Raw genomic sequence first — 15216 nt, 5'->3', positions numbered from 1 at the left:
GTCATCCCTGCGAAACGGTGGCGTGCATTTCCCAGACGATGACCTCTGCCCCGGTATCGGAGCTGAGCTGCTGACCTCCACCGCCGGATACTCGCACCGCGTCACCTTGTTCGAGCACTCCGACGCCTTCCATGGCGGCCTGACCGTCGGCGACAAAAACATGCAGGAACGGTGCGTCCGGCAGGGTCACAGGTTGTCCGGGTTGCAGACGCGCAACGTGCATCGCGGCGTACTTGTTCTTGATCCGGATTGCCGAGTGATCGGCGTACGCGTCCATACCCGAGGCGACCGGAACCAACCCACCGGCAAGCAATTCGGCGTCGATCTCCAACTGCTCGTAACCAGGTGTGATCCCGGCTTCGTCGGGGACGACCCACATCTGGATGAAGTGAACCGGATCGCTGTGCTTGTCGGAATGCGCACCCGCCACATCACCGAGTCGCCACGAATCGTTCTTCTCCGAATGCAGGATTCCCGTTCCAGCGCTCATCCGCTGGGCAAGACCGGGGTAGATGACGCCCGAATGCCCCATCGAATCCTGATGTACGAGAGAACCTCTCAGTACCCAGGTGACGATCTCCATGTCCTGGTGCGGGTGGGTGTCGAATCCCATTCCGGGCGTGACGATGTCGTCGTTGTTGACCAGGAGAAGACCGTGGTGAGTGTTCTTCGGGTCGTAGTGATTGCTGAACGAGAACGAGTGCTTCGAGTCCAGCCAGCCGGCATTGGACTTGAAGCGATCCCCGGATCGACGGATATCGAGGTTCGGCTGCGACAGAGTGGAGGTCATGGTGTGCCTTCCGAATGGTGTGGGGGAGAGCAAGTTTTCAGAGGACGTGATTGCCGTACATCTCGCCGAGCGGGTCGGCGATCAGCTCGAGTCGAGCGCCGTCGGGATCGCGGAAGTACAACGAAACCTCGCTGTGCTCGATCAGTTCGACGCCGGCCTCGGTCAGTTGGGTGCGCAGCTTCGCCCACTTGGCAGGTTCGACGCTGATCGCGATGTGGTGGAGACCGCCGAGCACCTCTTGATATGGGCCCACGTCGAGACCCGGGAAGTCGAAGAAGGCCAGAAGGTTGCCATTGCCGATGTCGAAGAAGAAGTGCGACGACCCGGGATAGTCACGGTTCTCGATCAACTCGGTGAGTGGGAATCCGAGGAGATCCTGGTAGAACTTCACGGTTCGTTCGACGTCACTGCTGATCAGGGCCGTATGGTGCAGGCCGCGGGCGGTCGATGCGGGTCGTTTGTCGGCGGGGAGCAGATGTCGATCCCTGATCTCGGCCCGGCGTTCCTCGAACTGCACTGCGTTGTCGAACTGCACTGCGTTGTTGTCGCTCATGGCGCCCGCCTCTCGGTTGAACCTTCTCTTCGAACAGGTAGTTGACTGATCAACTACATTGAGAATAGATCATTTGATTTCGTTGTCAACTACTTCGGATATGCTGCTGTCATGGAATCGACGCGGTGGTTGAGCGACTCGGAGCAAACGGCCTGGCGGGCTTACCTGGACTCGACCCGACTGCTCCAGCGTGTTCTCGATCAGCAGTTGGTGCGAGACTCCGACATTTCCTTCACCGATTTCGAACTGCTGGTCGCTCTCGCCGAAGCGCCCGGCCGGCAACTGCGCATGAGTGAGCTCGCCGACGCTGTGATGGCTACCCGAAGTGGTGTGACCAGGGCCGTTAATCGATTGGTCGGCGCAGGGTGGGTGCGCCGGGTTGAGTGTGTCGACGACAAGAGGGGCGCCAATGCGGAGCTGACCGACTCGGGTGCCGACAAACTGGCGTCGGCAAGCCCGGCGCACGTAGCCGCAGTGCGGGAGGGCATGTTCGATCTGCTGAGCCCGCGAGATGTCGAGCGGCTCGGTGTGGTCTTCGGCGAGATGCGTCGGCACCTTCTCGAGACCCAGTCAGGTAATTGACAGAGCAACGGTCCACGTCACGTAGTTGGTGAGGGCTGCGAACGGACTGCCATCATTGTCTGGTGACCCGCATTCGTATCTTCGCAACCGACCTCGACGGCACCCTGCTGCGCTCCGACCGAACGATTTCGGCGCGCACCGCGCAGGCCATGGAGAACGCGCGGCTCGCCGGAATCGAAGTTGTGTGGGCGACGGCCCGCGCCCGGCATTCGGTACACACATTGGCGAACTCGTGCGGATTTCGCGGTAAAGCTGTGTGTGCCAACGGAGCTGTGATTCTCGACCTCGCCGACGGGACGCCGGAGATCGTCGACACCGTCTCGATCGAAATATCCTTGGCTGCAACGGCTATGGAGCAAGTTCGGTCGCTGGTTCCGGGCGTCGTGTTCGCGAATGTCGGACCCACCCAATTCTTCGCTGAGCCGGAGTACGCCGCTATGTGCGAGTTCGCGGACCATCACCGGCACCTGCACGAGATGGTGCTGGCCGACACCTTGCCGCTCGATGTCGAGCCGATGGTCAAGATCGTGGCCCGGCATGCGGAGGTTTCCAGCGCCGACCTGTACCGAACAGCCGTCGCTGCGGGCATCGAGGGCGTGGAGTTGACCCACTCCGGCGCCCCGTACATGGAAATGGCTGCAGCGGGCGTCTCGAAGGCCAGCGCTCTCGCGCAGTTGTGCGCGATCGACGGCATCGACGCGTCGGAAGTGGCCGCAGCCGGTGACGCCTTCAACGATGTTGCCATGCTGACCTGGGCTGGAACGGCTCTGGCGCCGGCCAACGCGAGAACCGAGGTCATCGAGCTCGCCGACCGAATTTTGCCCACGAACGACGAGGACGGCGTGGCGAGCTACCTCGAAGAGTTGGTTGCGGGGCGCTAGTTCAGCTGCTGACGGCCTTGGGTCCGGTGCCGATACCGACTCCGCAGTCCGTCATGAATTCGGAGAAGACGCGGTCGAAGCGATCCGGGTAGTCAAGGTGCGGGAAATGTCCGGCGCGCTTGAAGATCTCCACCCGCCCCAGCGGTAGTTCGGCGCGAGCGTTCTCGGTGTGGGCGTTGGGGATGATGGTGTCTTCCTCACCCCACACCAGTAGTGCCTGCAGATTCTTGAAGTTGGCGAAATGCGGAGTGGCATTGACGGTTTGACCGTTGTAATTGATGACCGATCTTGCCGTCGCCAGAAATGCCTGACGTGTCGACGCGTCCGATACCGAAGCGAAGCTCTTACGGGCCTCGCTCGCGCTGGCACCGAGCTTGAACAGGCCGATCTTGTTGAAAAGTCCGAGCGCTTTGTCGGTCACGTCGGTCAGCGTCCTCGACGCGAGGACGGGAAGTACCAGTTCGCTGCCGGGCAGAGTCGCCGCGCGCAGGAGTGGACTCACCTCGGGGCCGAGTCCACCGCTGGCCACCAGGCACAGCCGCTCCACCCGGTCGGGGAACAGATACAGCGTCTGCATCGCGATCCCACCACCGAGGGAGTGTCCGACCAGGGTGGCCGACGGAATGTCGAGGGCTTCGAGGAGGTCACGCACAGTGGCGGCGTGAGCACTGAGTGAATAGTCGCCGGCAGGCTTGTCCGACGCACCGTGTCCGAAGAGATCAGGGGCGATCACGCGGTAATGACGCGAGAGCGTCTCGATCTGCGGTTCCCAGTTGGAGTGCGCGCCCAGCAGGCCGTGAATGAGCACCACGACGGGGCCACTGCCTTGGTCGACGTATTTGAGCTGGTCGCCGTGCAATACAACCGTCTGTAATTGGTCGGTTGCCATGATTGAACCTTTCGGAGCCGCCAGTGTCTGTGGCTGCTCGCGTGTTGTCGGACCGCACCCGCCCCGACGCGGATCCACGGGTATTTGTGACCGGGAGTAACCCCAGTTCCCTCAGTATGCCCATCGAGGGGGTCGATGTCGTGGCCATCGGGCGTGTTGTGACGAACCGTGAGCCGTCGGCTGAGGGGAGACGTACAACTCACCGCCGCGTGTCGGCGCCGTTGATCAGGCGAAATCGACCAGTTTGCCGAAGGTGAGGTTGATGTCCCACGGTGTGACGCCCCACGTCTCGATCGCTGAAACCGCGAAGATTCCGGCAGCCTCGATGGTGTCCTGGGAGGCTGGTGCCGACACCGATACGCCGGTTTGGTCGCTCGGAACCTCCGGCCAGACGCCTGTGCCCACCGGTGCGGGGGTTGCCTCCATGACTGCGTTGGCCAGGCCCGATTCGTCGACGGTCGTGAAGAGGCAGTTCGGCTCGTGCGGAGAATCCCACCCGCCGAGTTCCGCGAGCCAGAATTCGCCGCGTCCAGCAGCGGAGATCGCGATGGACGCGAGTACCGATTCGAGATCTTCCCAAGCGTCGCCGGTCGGGGCCGACGCCTCGGTGAGCGTGAACGGTGCGGCGAGGGCAGTGCTGTCCGGGGTAGCGAAGCGCGGCTGCACAGTGAGGGCCTGGGTCTGGGTATCCAGGAACGCAACTTCTCGGAACTTGTTGTCCGGCAGAGCAGTACGAGCTACGAGGCCGCGTCCAAGCAGTGCGCCGAGCGCGGCGGGATCGTCGACGCTCCACAAACGGGTCTCGTCCTCGGACCAGGTGCGAATCATTCCGCTGACGACAGGACTGATCAGCACGGGCTCGAGGTTTGTACTGCCTGTTGATTCGCTCACCGCTGGCTCCCCACCGCACGTCGTACCGTCGGACGGGTTCCGGGCGGCCAGACAAGTATGCCGCCTCGCTGCTGTGCGCCTTTATTAACCGCCGGGGGTTAATAAAGGCGCACAGCAGGGATCACATATGCGTGCCGCCGTCGATGCGGATTTCCGTTCCGGTGACAAACGAGCCGTCCTCGGAAGCGAGCATCGCGATCACACCGGCGACCGCCGACGGGGGCGCGAAACCCTCACCGATTGCCGGGGCCAGCTTGCCGAGCAGCGTGAAGTCGATGTCGGCCGGGAAACCGGGATCGGACGTCATGCCCGACGCGATGCTGCCGGGTGCGACGGCCACGGCGCGAAGACCCTGCTTGCTGTACTCGAGAGCAAGTGCGTGCGTGAAGGATTGGATTCCACCCTTCGACGCCGCATATGCCGTCATGTACGGGTGGGCGAAGGTCGCCGAGGTGGAACTGAAGTTGACCACGACACCTGCTCCGCTTTCGAGCAGTGCCGGGAGGGATTCCCTCGTCATGAGGAACGTTCCGGTGAGGTTGACCCCGATGACGGTGTTCCAGAAATCGAGTGTCATCTCGTGGGTGTGCGCGGAGCGCAGAATGCCCGCCGCATTGACCAGCACGTCGAGTCCGCCCAGAGCCTTGATCGCAGCGCCGACCTGTTCGCGAACAGACTCTTCGCTGGAGATGTCGACCTTCACCGTGGTGAGGCGATCGGAGTGGCCGGCGTCCTTCGCGGCGTTCAGCGTCTGTTCGAGGCCTTTCTCGGAAATGTCGGCGGCGACGACGGTGCCTCCTTCTGCCAGGATGCGGGCAACGGTGGCCTGGCCGATTCCGGACCCTGCGCCGCTGATGAGGACGCGCTTGTCGTCGAATCGATTCACGAGAAAACTCCGGTCTGTGAGATGGACAGCTGTCTGGTGACCGATTCTGCGTGATCCAGCCGCATAAATCTGCGGTTCATTCCACTGACTGGGCAGCATCGGTGCTTGTTCGCCCGGGATTGCGAGCGAACAAGCACCGATGTGTCTTAGAGGCCCGCTGCCTGCGCGAGGCTCGGCAGGTAGGTGCTCGGCTGTCCGAAGAGCTGAGCGCTGCCGTGTGCACGCTTGAAGTACAGCTGAGCGTCGTGCTCCCAGGTGATCGCGATTCCGCCGTGCAACTGAACCGCTTCGGAGGTGATCTGCTGCAACGCTTCCGAGCAGTACACCTTCGCTACCGCCGCGTCGTCCGCCGACTGCGTCGCCACGGCGGCGTACGTCATCGACCGCGCCGTCTCGACCAACGTGTACATGTCGGCCATCCGGTGCTTGAGGGCCTGGAAGGAACCGATCGCGCGGCCGAACTGCTTGCGCGACTTCGTGTATTCGACGGTCTGTTCGACGATCGCCGCGGCCGCTCCGACCTGTTCCGCGGACAACGCGATCAGAACGACGGTTCGGATGCGATCGACCAGATCTTCGGACCACTCCAGTGGCCGACCACGAACACCGGAGAACGTGACCTCCGCCAGCGTTCGCGTCGGATCCATGGTGGGGACGCGTCGGCGGGAGACGCCCTCGGCCGCGGGATCCACTTCGTAGAAGCCGTCGGCCGTGAGAACGAGCAGGGTGTCCGCAATGTGTCCGTCGAGGACGTACGACGCCGTGCCGGTCAACGCATCCTCGGTTGCCTCGACGCCGAAGGTGCTCCAACCCGCAGCCCCTGCCCAGCACAGGGCGAGCGTGCTCTCGCCGGACGCGACACCGGGCAGCAGTCGCGAGCATGCGTCGTTGTCACCGGAAAGCAGCAGTGCCTGTGCGGCAAGAATCGCCGAACCCAGCATCGGTGAGGGGGTCAGCGTGCGGCCCAGTTCCTCCTGGACCACATGTACCTCGCCCAAACCTGCTCCGACGCCGTCGAACTCCTCCGGAATCGCCAGCGCGGCGACGCCGATCTGCTCGCACAGCTTGCTCCACAACGCGGCGTCGTAGCCGATCTCGGTGGTGATGGCAGCGCGGACGGCAGCGGAGTCGGAATGCTTGCTCAGGAGATCGCGTACCGACGCACGTAGTGCTGCCTGGTCTTCGGTGTCGATGCTCATGATGCAACCAGCGCTTCGACGACGCGCGCACGATGCTCGGACGGTGTGCCCCAGGCGGTGAGCAATGCTCGTACCTTGGTGAGCCACAGTGAGAGATCGTGTTCCATCGTGTAGCCGATGGCGCCGTGAACCTGGAGTCCGACGCGGGCGGCCTTGTAAGCAGCATCCCCGCACGCGACCTTGGCGGCGGAAATGTCACGCGAGGCGTCGGCCGACTGATCGCGAACCGACAGAGCGGCACCGTGGAGCAGGGGGCGAGCCATTTCGAGCGAAACGGCAACTTCTGCCAGGTGGTGCTTCATTGCCTGGAACTGTCCGATGACCTTGCCGAACTGCTTGCGCTGCTTCGCGTATTCGGTGGTGACCTCGAGCAGTGTCTGGCCGAGACCTTGCAACTGCGCGGCAGTGGCAAGAGCGCCCATGTCGAAGGCTGCGGAGAAGTCGGCGGAGCCCAGCGATTCGCCGGCGGAAACCTCGTAGAGCTTGCGGGAGAGATCCACCGATGCCTTGGCTTCGCCAGGGACGCCGAGTGAGACGGTGCCGTCCTGCGCGAGTAGAACCAGATCGACCGCATTGGCGTCGAGCGCGAACGGTGTGCGCGGGGGAGCGGCGACGGTTGCCAGCGAACCCTCGGCGAGAGCAGAGAGACGTTCCGGTGCAACGGAAGCCAGGAGCGTCGGTGCTACTGCGATGGTCTCGACGACCGGTCCGGGTACTGCGTGCCGACCGAGCTGTTCGAGTGCAACGACCAGGTCCACGGCGTCGGCGCCGAGTCCGTCGTGTTCTTCGGATATGACGAGGCCGTTGACGCCGGTCTCGGCAAGGCGCTGCCAGAGCTTCTTGCCCGGCTCGGTGTCACCGTCGTTCCACGAACGGATGACGGAGGGCATGTCGGACTTGGTCAGCAGTGCATCGATGCTTGCAGCGAAGTCCTGGTGGGAGGAGTCGAGCGCGAATCTCATCGGTCCGCCTTCGGTAGGCCGAGCAGACGCTCAGCGATGACGTTTTTCTGAATCTCGTTGGTGCCTGCGTAGATCGGGCCGGACAGGGAGAACAGGTATCCGTCCATCCAGTTGTCGGCCAGCTCGGCTTCAGGGCCCTGCAGTTCGAGAGCAGTCTCGTGGGTGGCGATATCCCACTCGGACCAGAAGACCTTGTTGATCGAGGACTCGGCGCCGAGTTGTCCACCGTCGGCGAGACGGGTGACGGTACCGAATGTGTTGAGCTGGTAGGCGCGAGCGCCGATCCAGGCGTCGGCAACCTGGTTACGCAGAGCGCTGTCGTCGGTTCGTCCGCTGGACTTGTACAGCTCGAGCAGTCGGTCGACGGTGGCGAGGAAGCGGCCGGGGCTGCGCAGCGAGAGGCCACGCTCGTTGCTCGCGGTGCTCATCGCGACGCGCCAACCTTCGTTGACGTTGCCGATCACACCCGACTCACCGGGGTTGGCCGGGTCGTCCGGCACGAAGACGTCTTCGAGGAAGATCTCGGCGAAGCCGGGCTCGCCGTCGAGTTGATCGATCGGGCGAACGGTGACGCCCTTCGAGCGCAGGTCGAACATGAAATACGTGATGCCCTTGTGGCGCTGCGCATCCGGATCGGAGCGGAACAAGCCGAAGCCCCAGTCGGCGTAGCTTGCGCGTGAGCTCCACGTCTTCTGACCGTTGAGCAGCCAGCCCCCGTCGACCTTCTTCGCACTCGAACGCAGGCTAGCGAGGTCGGAACCGGATTCGGGCTCGGACCAGGCCTGGGCCCAGATGTCGTCGGCACGAGCCATGCGCGGCATGATCCGAGCCAACTGCTCGGCATTTGCATGCTCGAACAGTGTGGGAGCCAACAAGAAGATGCCGTTCTGGCTTACGCGCCCGGGCGCGCCCGAGCGGTAGTACTCCTCCTCGAAGATGACCCATTCGAGCAGGGACGCATCGCGTCCGCCGAGTTCCTTGGGCCAGGAGACGACGGCGTAGCCGGCGTCGGCGAGAGTGTGCTCCCACTGACGATGCTCTTCGAAGCCTTCGGCGGTATCCATCGACTTCAGGGGAGTGGCGGGCACATTCGCCTCCAGGAACGAGCGGACCTCGTCACGGAATGCGGTTGTGGCGTCGTCGAATACGAGATCCACTAGTTTGTTCCTTCCTGCGGTGCGCGAGCACTGGCAGCCATAGCTTTGGCGTCGAGACCACCAAGCGAGTCTTTGCCTACCTCGGCGTTGTGAGCGTGAGCGAAGTGATGCAGACCGAAGACGGAATCGATGCCGTTACGCATCCCCATCTGATCCTCACACTGGTTGACGGCCTTCTTGGTGAGTGCCAATCCGAAGCGCGGCATCTCGGAGATGCGTTCGGCAAGTGCAAACGTCTCCTTCTCGAGATCGTCGCGGGAAACAACGCGGTTGACCATGCCGATTTCGTAGGCACGTTGCGCGGTGAACCGATCGCCGGTGAAGAGCATTTCCTTTGCAAATCTCGAGCCAACCATCCACGGATGGGCAAAGTACTCCACGCCGGGGATACCCATGCGGACAACAGGATCGGAGAAGAACGCGTCGTCGGCGGCGACGATCATGTCGCAGACCCACGCGAGCATCAGGCCGCCCGCGATGCAGGCGCCCTGCACCATGGCGATGGTGGGTTTGGGGATCTCCCGCCACCGGCGGCACATTCCCAGGTACACCTCCATCTCGCGCGCGAAACGTTGGTCACCACCGGGCTTGTCGACGTGATCCCACCACATGGCGGCTTTGTTCTCGTACTCGACGTGATGGTCACGGCCCGGAGTTCCCAGGTCGTGTCCCGCACTGAAGTGCGGGCCGTTGCCTGCCAGGACGATGACTTTGACGTCGTCGTCGTCGACAGCGCGCTGGAAAGCGGCGTCGAGTGCGTACGTCACCACCGAGTTCTGGGCATTGCGGTAGTCGGGACGGTTCAGGGTCACGACGGCCACAGTGCCGCGGACCTCGTAGGTCACGACATCGGCTTCGAAAGGAACGGTCATGACTGTTCCTCGCGCAGAACTGTTTTGAGGACCTTGCCGGAGGGATTGCGAGGGAGGTGATCGACGAAGCGCACTTCGCGCGGCACCTTGAATCCGGCGATCTTCTCCTTGAGGAAAGCGATGACGGATTCTTCGGTCAGTCCGGCACCGTCGAGCTGAGCGATGTAGACACGGCCCACCTCACCCATCCGGTGATCGGGAATGCCGATGGCAGCCGATTCGTGGACACCGGGCAGTCGAGCCAGCATTCCTTCGATCTCGGCGGGGTAGACATTGAAGCCGCCGCTGACGTACATGTCTTTCAGACGGTCGGTGATGTCGAGATAGCCACGCTCGTCGAGGGTTCCGACGTCTCCGGTGTGCAGCCAGCCGTCGGCGTCGATTGCCTTGGCGGTGGATTCGGGGTCGTCGAGGTATCCGAGCATGACGTTCGGTCCACGAAGCAGGATCTCACCCTGGTCACCGATCTTGACCTCGAAATCGGCTGTCGCGCGGCCGGAACTGGTGGAGACGGTGACCGGGTCGTCGTCGGTGCGGCACATGGTCGCGACCACTGCCTCGGTCAGACCGTATGCCGTGAGGACGGCGTCGAAAAGCTCTGCCTGCATGCGCTCGACGAGAGCAACCGGAACGGGTGCTGCGCCGGTGATCGCGATGCGGAGCGAGGACAGGTCGTATTCGCTGCGGCGGGGATGATCGAGGATGGTCTGGTAGATCGTCGGGGCGCCGGGCAGGATGCTGATCTTTTCGCTGTTGACCAGGGCAAGAGTGTCGTCGATGTTGAAGACGGACACCGGCACGATCGTCGCGCCGTTCAGCAGGCAGACCAGGATTCCGGCCTTGTACCCGAAGGTGTGGAAGAACGGGCTGATGATGAGGAAGTTGTCGTCGGCGGTGACCTCGGCGCATTCACCCCACGACTTGGCGACAGCGATGGACTGACGATGCGCGGTGATCGCACCCTTGCTGCGTCCCGTGGTGCCGGAGGTGAAGAGGATGTCGCTGACGTCGTCTGGCTGCACCTTCGCAGCACGCGCATCGGCTTCGGTGCGGGCGGCTTCGGTGGCGAGCGCGAGGAAGTCCTCGAACTCGATGACGCCGTCACGGTCGTCGTCCCCGTCGATCGGTACCTGGATGACGGTCGGGATCGACAGGTCCGGGTTGGCGTCGAGCAACTGCTGATAGCGATCGGCCTTGAGGAACGTGCCGACGACCACCAAGGCCGCGGCGTCGACGCGCTCGATGATGTCGAGAGCTTCGGTGCCGGTGTATCGAGTGTTGATCGGGATGATGGCCGCGCCGGCATATTGAGCGCCGAGCAGGGCGATCACCCAGTGGTACGTGTTGGGCGACCAGATGACGACGCGATCGCCTGCCTTCACCCCACGGTTGATCAGCGCGCCGGCGAAATCGCGGACACGTTGATGTAGCTGTGCGAAGGTCAGTCGGGTGTCGCCATCGGCGATAGCCGCGCGCTCACCGAACTCCTCGGCGGCCCGGATGAGGGCTGATGGGATGGTTCTCGGTTGTTCGGTCACTGGACTCCTACCTGACACGCTACCTAGCAAGTGCTTGGTAGGTTATCTTACATATGTGGACCAGAGCGAGAGCCCGGACGGGCAGATGACGGACGACGAGTTTGCGGCCACGGTCGCGCAGTGGTTGGCCGAGAACTTGACGGGCAAATTTGCCCAGCTCAAGGGTAAGGGCGGCCCCGGCAGTGAGCACGAGTTCTTCGAGCAACGCCTCGAGTGGGACAAGCACCTCGCAGCCGCAGGGTGGACGTGCCTCGGGTGGCCGAAGGAGTTCGGCGGGCGGGGAGCAAGCATCTCTCAGCAGGTCATCTTCCATCAGGAGTACGCGAAGGCCGGTGCGCCCGCTCGCGTCAGCCACATCGGTGAAGAGCTGCTCGGCCCGACGCTGATCGCGTACGGAACCGACGAGCAGAAGCGCCGATTCCTTCCTGGCATCAACACGGTCAGCGAACTGTGGTCGCAGGGCTACTCCGAGCCCGGCGCCGGTTCAGACCTCGCGAACGTCTCCACGACCGCACGCCTCGAAGACGGCAAGTGGATCATCAACGGCCAGAAGGTGTGGACTTCACTGGCTCACGTCGCGCAGTGGTGCTTCGTGGTCTGCCGCACCGAGGTGGGCTCCAAGCGTCATCAGGGCTTGAGCTTCCTGCTGGTCCCGTTGGATCAGCCTGGTGTGACAGTTCGGCCCATCCAGCAGCTCACCGGTACGTCGGAGTTCAACGAGGTCTTCTTCGACGACGCCGTCACCGACGCCGATCTGGTGGTGGGGGAACCTGGCGAGGGCTGGAAGATCGCGATGGGGCTGCTCACCTTCGAGCGCGGGGTATCGACGCTCGGACAGCAGATCGGATTCGCTCGCGAGCTCCAGGGCGTCGTCGACCTGGCGAAGGCCAATGGCAGTGACCAGGATCCGCACATTCGCGAAAAGATCGCTCGCGCCTGGGTCGGACTGCGCGTGATGCGCGCCCACGCGATGCGTACTCTCGACGCGGTCGACGCCGGAACCGGTGGCGGCGAAGCGTCCGTCGCAAAACTGTTGTGGGCCAACTGGCATCGTGACCTGGGACAGCTGGCGATGGACGTGCAGGGTGCGTCGTCGTTGGTTGCACCGTGGGCGGATTCCGAAGGCAATGCCTCGGACATCACCGACCCCGAGCATCTTGAACTCGACGAGTGGCAGCGCCTCTTCCTCTTCACCCGCGCCGACACGATTTACGGCGGCTCCAACGAAATTCAGCGCAACATCATTTCCGAGCGCGTGCTCGGTCTTCCCCGAGAGGCTCGTTAATGTCTGACACCAAAGCCGCGTCCCCGCTTTCCGTTGCGCCCGAGGAAACCCCGGGCCACGGACTGCTCGCGGGCAAGAAGGCGATCATCACCGCCGCAGCCGGAACCGGCATCGGCTTCTCTACCGCGCGCCGGGTGCTTCTCGAGGGCGGCGACGTTCTCGTCTCCGACTTCCACGAGCGTCGGCTCGGCGAGACGGTGGAGAAGCTGAAGGCGGAGTTTCCCGGCCAGCAGGTCGAGTCCATCATCTGTGACGTCTCCAGCACCGAGCAGGTCGACGCGTTGTTCGTCGGCGCGGCCGAGAAGTTGGGACGTATCGACATCGTCGTCAACAACGCGGGCCTGGGCGGCGAGACTCCCGTCGTCGACATGACGGACGATCAGTGGGATCGCGTTCTCGACATCACCCTCAACAGCACCTTCCGTTCGACGCGTGCCGCGCTGCGGTACTTCAAGAGCGTTCCCCACGGCGGTGTTCTGGTGAACAACGCGTCCGTTCTCGGTTGGCGGGCGCAGCATTCCCAGGCTCACTACGCCGCAGCCAAGGCGGGCGTCATGGCACTGACTCGGTGCAGCGCTATCGAAGCCGCGGAGTACGGGGTCCGTATCAACGCGGTCTCGCCCTCCATCGCGCGTCACGCGTTTTTGGCGAAGGTCACCAGTGAGGAACTGCTCGACCAGTTGGCTTCCGGTGAGGCCTACGGCCGCGCCGCGGAGGTCTGGGAGATCGCAACGGTCATCGCGATGCTCGCCAGCGATTACTCCACCTACATGACCGGCGAGATCGTCTCCGTTTCTTCGCAGAGGGCCTAGCGTCCCCGTGCGCGGTTAAGGAGTCCCCGGACTCGCTGACCGCGCACAGGGGAAGGCCCTGGATAGGATTGAATACATGACGCCACCTCGAAATTCCGACGAATCAAACGGCAAGTCCGGGCGCCGCGACGAGCTGCTCGAGATCGCGGCGGGGCTGTTCGCCGATCGCGGAGTGCGCGCGACGACCGTCCGCGACATCGCCGACGCCGCCGGGATACTGTCCGGCAGCTTGTATCACCATTTCGATTCCAAAGAGTCGATGGTCGACGAGATCCTGCACCAGTTCCTCGACGAACTCTTCGGAAAATACCGCGAGATCGTCGCGGCGGGGTTGGACAGTCGCGCGACGCTCGAAGCGCTGGTGGTGACCTCCTACGAGGCCATCGACGCCTCACATTCGGCTGTGGCGATCTACCAGGACGAGGTCAAGCACCTCGTCGGGAACGAGCGCTTCGCTTACCTGGCCGAGCGCAACACCGAATTCCGGGACCTGTGGGTCGGCGTCCTCGAAGCCGGCGTCGCGGACGGGACCTTCCGTTCCGACATCGACGTCGAATTGGTCTTCCGATTCATGCGAGACACCGTGTGGGTCGCGGTTCGCTGGTACCGCCCGGGTGGATCCCTCTCGGCTCACGCCGTCGCGGCTCAATATCTCGCGATCGTGCTCGACGGGCTCTCCGATCCGGCCACAACTTCAGAAGCTATTGCTGAATCAACTTCAAGAACTATTGCTGCACAACGAAACTAGGAGCTAACGCTATGTCCGAGGTTTACATCGTCGACGCCATTCGCACACCGATCGGCAAGAGGGGTGGCGCGCTGTCCGGCGTGCACCCCATCGATCTCGGTGCGCACGTCGTCAAGGCACTGGTCGAGCGCACCGGTATCGACCCCAGTGACGTCGACGACGTGATCTTCGGTTGCGTCGACGCCATCGGCGGCCAGGCCGGCAACATCGCCCGTATGTCCTGGCTCGCAGCGGGATTCCCGGAGCACGTTCCCGGGGTGACCGTTGACCGTCAGTGCGGTTCGAGCCAGCAGGCAGTGCACTTCGGCGCTCAGGCCATCCTGTCGGGCACCGCGGATCTGATCGTTGCCGGCGGCGTTCAGAACATGAGCCAGATTCCGATCTCGGCAGCGATGATCGTCGGTCAGCAGTACGGATTCGACACGCCGACTTCGGGTTCGGTCGGTTGGACCGAGCGCTACGGTGACCAGGAAGTCTCGCAGTTCAAGGGCGCCGAAATGATCGCCGAGAAGTGGGACATCAGCCGCGAAGAGCTCGAGAAGTGGGCCCTGCAGAGCCATGAGCGCGCCAAAGCTGCAATCGCCGCGGGTCGCTTCGACAACGAGATCGTTGCCATGGGCGACGCGACCGTCGACGAAGGACCCCGCGAGACCAGCCTCGAAAAGATGGCGACGCTCAAGGTTCTCGTCGAAGACGGCCGCATGACCGCAGCGGTGGCCAGCCAGATCTCCGACGGTGCGAGTGCGCTGCTGCTGGCGTCGGCGGAAGCGGTGGAGAAGTACAACCTCAAGCCCCGCGCCCGGATTCATCACCTCAGCGCTCGCGGCGACGACCCGATCTTCATGCTCAGTGCGCCGATCCCGGCCACGAAGCATGCTCTCGCGAAGGCCGGTCTGAGCATCGAGGACATCGACATCGTCGAGATCAACGAAGCTTTTGCCCCGGTCGTCCTGGCCTGGATCAAGGAAATCGGCGCAGATCCGGCCAAGGTCAACGTCAACGGCGGCGCGATCGCACTCGGCCACCCGCTCGGCGCGACTGGCACCAAGCTGATGGCAACCCTGCTCAACGAACTCGAGCGCACCGGCGGTCGTTACGGCCTGCTGACCATCTGTGAAGGTGGCGGCACCGCAAACGCGACGATTATCGAGCGGCTCTGACGCCTTGCTGT

Annotated in this window: 16 protein-coding genes; 6 read left to right on the top strand and 10 right to left on the bottom strand. The window is 63.4% G+C overall.

The window, feature by feature from the left end; translation table 11 throughout:
• Position 1 precedes the first annotated feature (1 nt).
• On the bottom strand, positions 2-790 hold the full coding sequence (locus EEB12_RS11125; protein WP_020906267.1) for a pirin family protein: 789 nt from the start codon (positions 788-790) through the stop codon (positions 2-4).
• Positions 791-827: 37 nt separating this feature from the next.
• Positions 828-1343 (bottom strand): VOC family protein, encoded by a 516-nt coding sequence (locus tag EEB12_RS11120; protein ID WP_020906268.1) that lies wholly within the window; start codon positions 1341-1343, stop codon positions 828-830.
• A 111-nt stretch (positions 1344-1454) separates the two neighbouring features.
• Here EEB12_RS11120 and EEB12_RS11115 point away from each other — a divergent pair, with 111 nt between their 5' ends.
• Entirely contained in the window at positions 1455-1925 is a 471-nt protein-coding gene (locus EEB12_RS11115) for a MarR family winged helix-turn-helix transcriptional regulator (RefSeq protein ID WP_097387861.1), read from the top strand.
• Positions 1926-1987: 62 nt separating this feature from the next.
• Positions 1988-2806, top strand: a complete 819-nt coding sequence (locus tag EEB12_RS11110) for a Cof-type HAD-IIB family hydrolase (RefSeq protein ID WP_141487766.1) — start codon at positions 1988-1990, stop codon at positions 2804-2806.
• Position 2807: 1 nt separating this feature from the next.
• Here EEB12_RS11110 and EEB12_RS11105 read toward each other — a convergent pair whose 3' ends face one another.
• The 8 genes from EEB12_RS11105 to EEB12_RS11070 form a co-directional block, all read right to left on the bottom strand.
• Entirely contained in the window at positions 2808-3695 is an 888-nt protein-coding gene (locus tag EEB12_RS11105; protein ID WP_003945464.1) for an alpha/beta fold hydrolase, read from the bottom strand.
• 225 nt (positions 3696-3920) lie between these two features.
• Entirely contained in the window at positions 3921-4586 is a 666-nt protein-coding gene (locus EEB12_RS11100) for a hypothetical protein (protein ID WP_141487765.1), read from the bottom strand.
• A gap of 121 nt (positions 4587-4707) precedes the next feature.
• Positions 4708-5472: an SDR family NAD(P)-dependent oxidoreductase gene (locus EEB12_RS11095; RefSeq protein WP_141487764.1), complete on the bottom strand. Its 765-nt coding sequence runs from the start codon at positions 5470-5472 to the stop codon at positions 4708-4710.
• 146 nt (positions 5473-5618) lie between these two features.
• Positions 5619-6671, bottom strand: a complete 1053-nt coding sequence (locus EEB12_RS11090; protein ID WP_046377953.1) for an acyl-CoA dehydrogenase family protein — start codon at positions 6669-6671, stop codon at positions 5619-5621.
• Positions 6668-7633 (bottom strand): acyl-CoA dehydrogenase family protein, encoded by a 966-nt coding sequence (locus EEB12_RS11085; RefSeq protein WP_020906274.1) that lies wholly within the window; start codon positions 7631-7633, stop codon positions 6668-6670. Before EEB12_RS11085 ends, EEB12_RS11090 begins: the two co-directional genes overlap by 4 nt.
• On the bottom strand, positions 7630-8790 hold the full coding sequence (locus EEB12_RS11080; RefSeq protein WP_007734181.1) for an acyl-CoA dehydrogenase family protein: 1161 nt from the start codon (positions 8788-8790) through the stop codon (positions 7630-7632). The genes EEB12_RS11085 and EEB12_RS11080 overlap by 4 nt, the downstream gene beginning before the upstream one ends.
• Positions 8790-9662, bottom strand: a complete 873-nt coding sequence (locus EEB12_RS11075) for an enoyl-CoA hydratase (RefSeq protein ID WP_141487763.1) — start codon at positions 9660-9662, stop codon at positions 8790-8792. The genes EEB12_RS11080 and EEB12_RS11075 overlap by 1 nt, the downstream gene beginning before the upstream one ends.
• Positions 9659-11200, bottom strand: coding sequence for a FadD3 family acyl-CoA ligase (locus EEB12_RS11070; protein WP_113682145.1), 1542 nt, complete (start codon positions 11198-11200; stop codon positions 9659-9661). The genes EEB12_RS11075 and EEB12_RS11070 overlap by 4 nt, the downstream gene beginning before the upstream one ends.
• A gap of 55 nt (positions 11201-11255) precedes the next feature.
• Between EEB12_RS11070 and EEB12_RS11065 the strand changes: the two genes are divergently transcribed.
• The 4 genes from EEB12_RS11065 to EEB12_RS11050 all read left to right on the top strand — a co-directional run bounded on the left by EEB12_RS11065 (position 11256) and on the right by EEB12_RS11050 (position 15205).
• Complete coding sequence (locus tag EEB12_RS11065; protein WP_019746947.1) at positions 11256-12485, top strand: acyl-CoA dehydrogenase family protein; 1230 nt, start codon at positions 11256-11258, stop codon at positions 12483-12485.
• Complete coding sequence (locus EEB12_RS11060; RefSeq protein ID WP_003945582.1) at positions 12485-13297, top strand: SDR family oxidoreductase; 813 nt, start codon at positions 12485-12487, stop codon at positions 13295-13297. Before EEB12_RS11065 ends, EEB12_RS11060 begins: the two co-directional genes overlap by 1 nt.
• 76 nt (positions 13298-13373) lie before the next feature.
• Entirely contained in the window at positions 13374-14045 is a 672-nt protein-coding gene (locus EEB12_RS11055) for a TetR/AcrR family transcriptional regulator (RefSeq protein WP_020968472.1), read from the top strand.
• Positions 14046-14056: 11 nt separating this feature from the next.
• Positions 14057-15205 carry an acetyl-CoA C-acetyltransferase gene (locus EEB12_RS11050; RefSeq protein ID WP_003945727.1) on the top strand — a complete coding sequence of 383 codons (1149 nt, stop codon included), beginning with the start codon at positions 14057-14059 and terminating at the stop codon, positions 15203-15205.
• The last annotated feature ends 11 nt before the right edge of the window (positions 15206-15216 follow it).

Origin of the sequence: Rhodococcus sp. WS1, assembly GCF_003797745.1 — a bacterium.
In the GTDB taxonomy this organism is placed as follows: Bacteria; Actinomycetota; Actinomycetes; order Mycobacteriales; family Mycobacteriaceae; genus Rhodococcus_F; species Rhodococcus_F erythropolis.
The sequence above is the reverse complement of the archived record's forward strand: the minus strand, read 5'-3'. Positions and strand labels throughout refer to the sequence as shown.

Coding starts and splice junctions, on each gene's coding strand:
- EEB12_RS11125 (WP_020906267.1), bottom strand. CDS start 790: ATGACCTCCACTCTGTCGCAGCCGAACCTCGATATCCGTCGATCCGGG.
- EEB12_RS11120 (WP_020906268.1), bottom strand. CDS start 1,343: ATGAGCGACAACAACGCAGTGCAGTTCGACAACGCAGTGCAGTTCGAG.
- EEB12_RS11115 (WP_097387861.1), top strand. CDS start 1,455: ATGGAATCGACGCGGTGGTTGAGCGACTCGGAGCAAACGGCCTGGCGG.
- EEB12_RS11105 (WP_003945464.1), bottom strand. CDS start 3,695: ATGGCAACCGACCAATTACAGACGGTTGTATTGCACGGCGACCAGCTC.
- EEB12_RS11090 (WP_046377953.1), bottom strand. CDS start 6,671: ATGAGCATCGACACCGAAGACCAGGCAGCACTACGTGCGTCGGTACGC.
- EEB12_RS11085 (WP_020906274.1), bottom strand. CDS start 7,633: ATGAGATTCGCGCTCGACTCCTCCCACCAGGACTTCGCTGCAAGCATC.
- EEB12_RS11075 (WP_141487763.1), bottom strand. CDS start 9,662: ATGACCGTTCCTTTCGAAGCCGATGTCGTGACCTACGAGGTCCGCGGC.
- EEB12_RS11060 (WP_003945582.1), top strand. CDS start 12,485: ATGTCTGACACCAAAGCCGCGTCCCCGCTTTCCGTTGCGCCCGAGGAA.
- EEB12_RS11055 (WP_020968472.1), top strand. CDS start 13,374: ATGACGCCACCTCGAAATTCCGACGAATCAAACGGCAAGTCCGGGCGC.
- EEB12_RS11050 (WP_003945727.1), top strand. CDS start 14,057: ATGTCCGAGGTTTACATCGTCGACGCCATTCGCACACCGATCGGCAAG.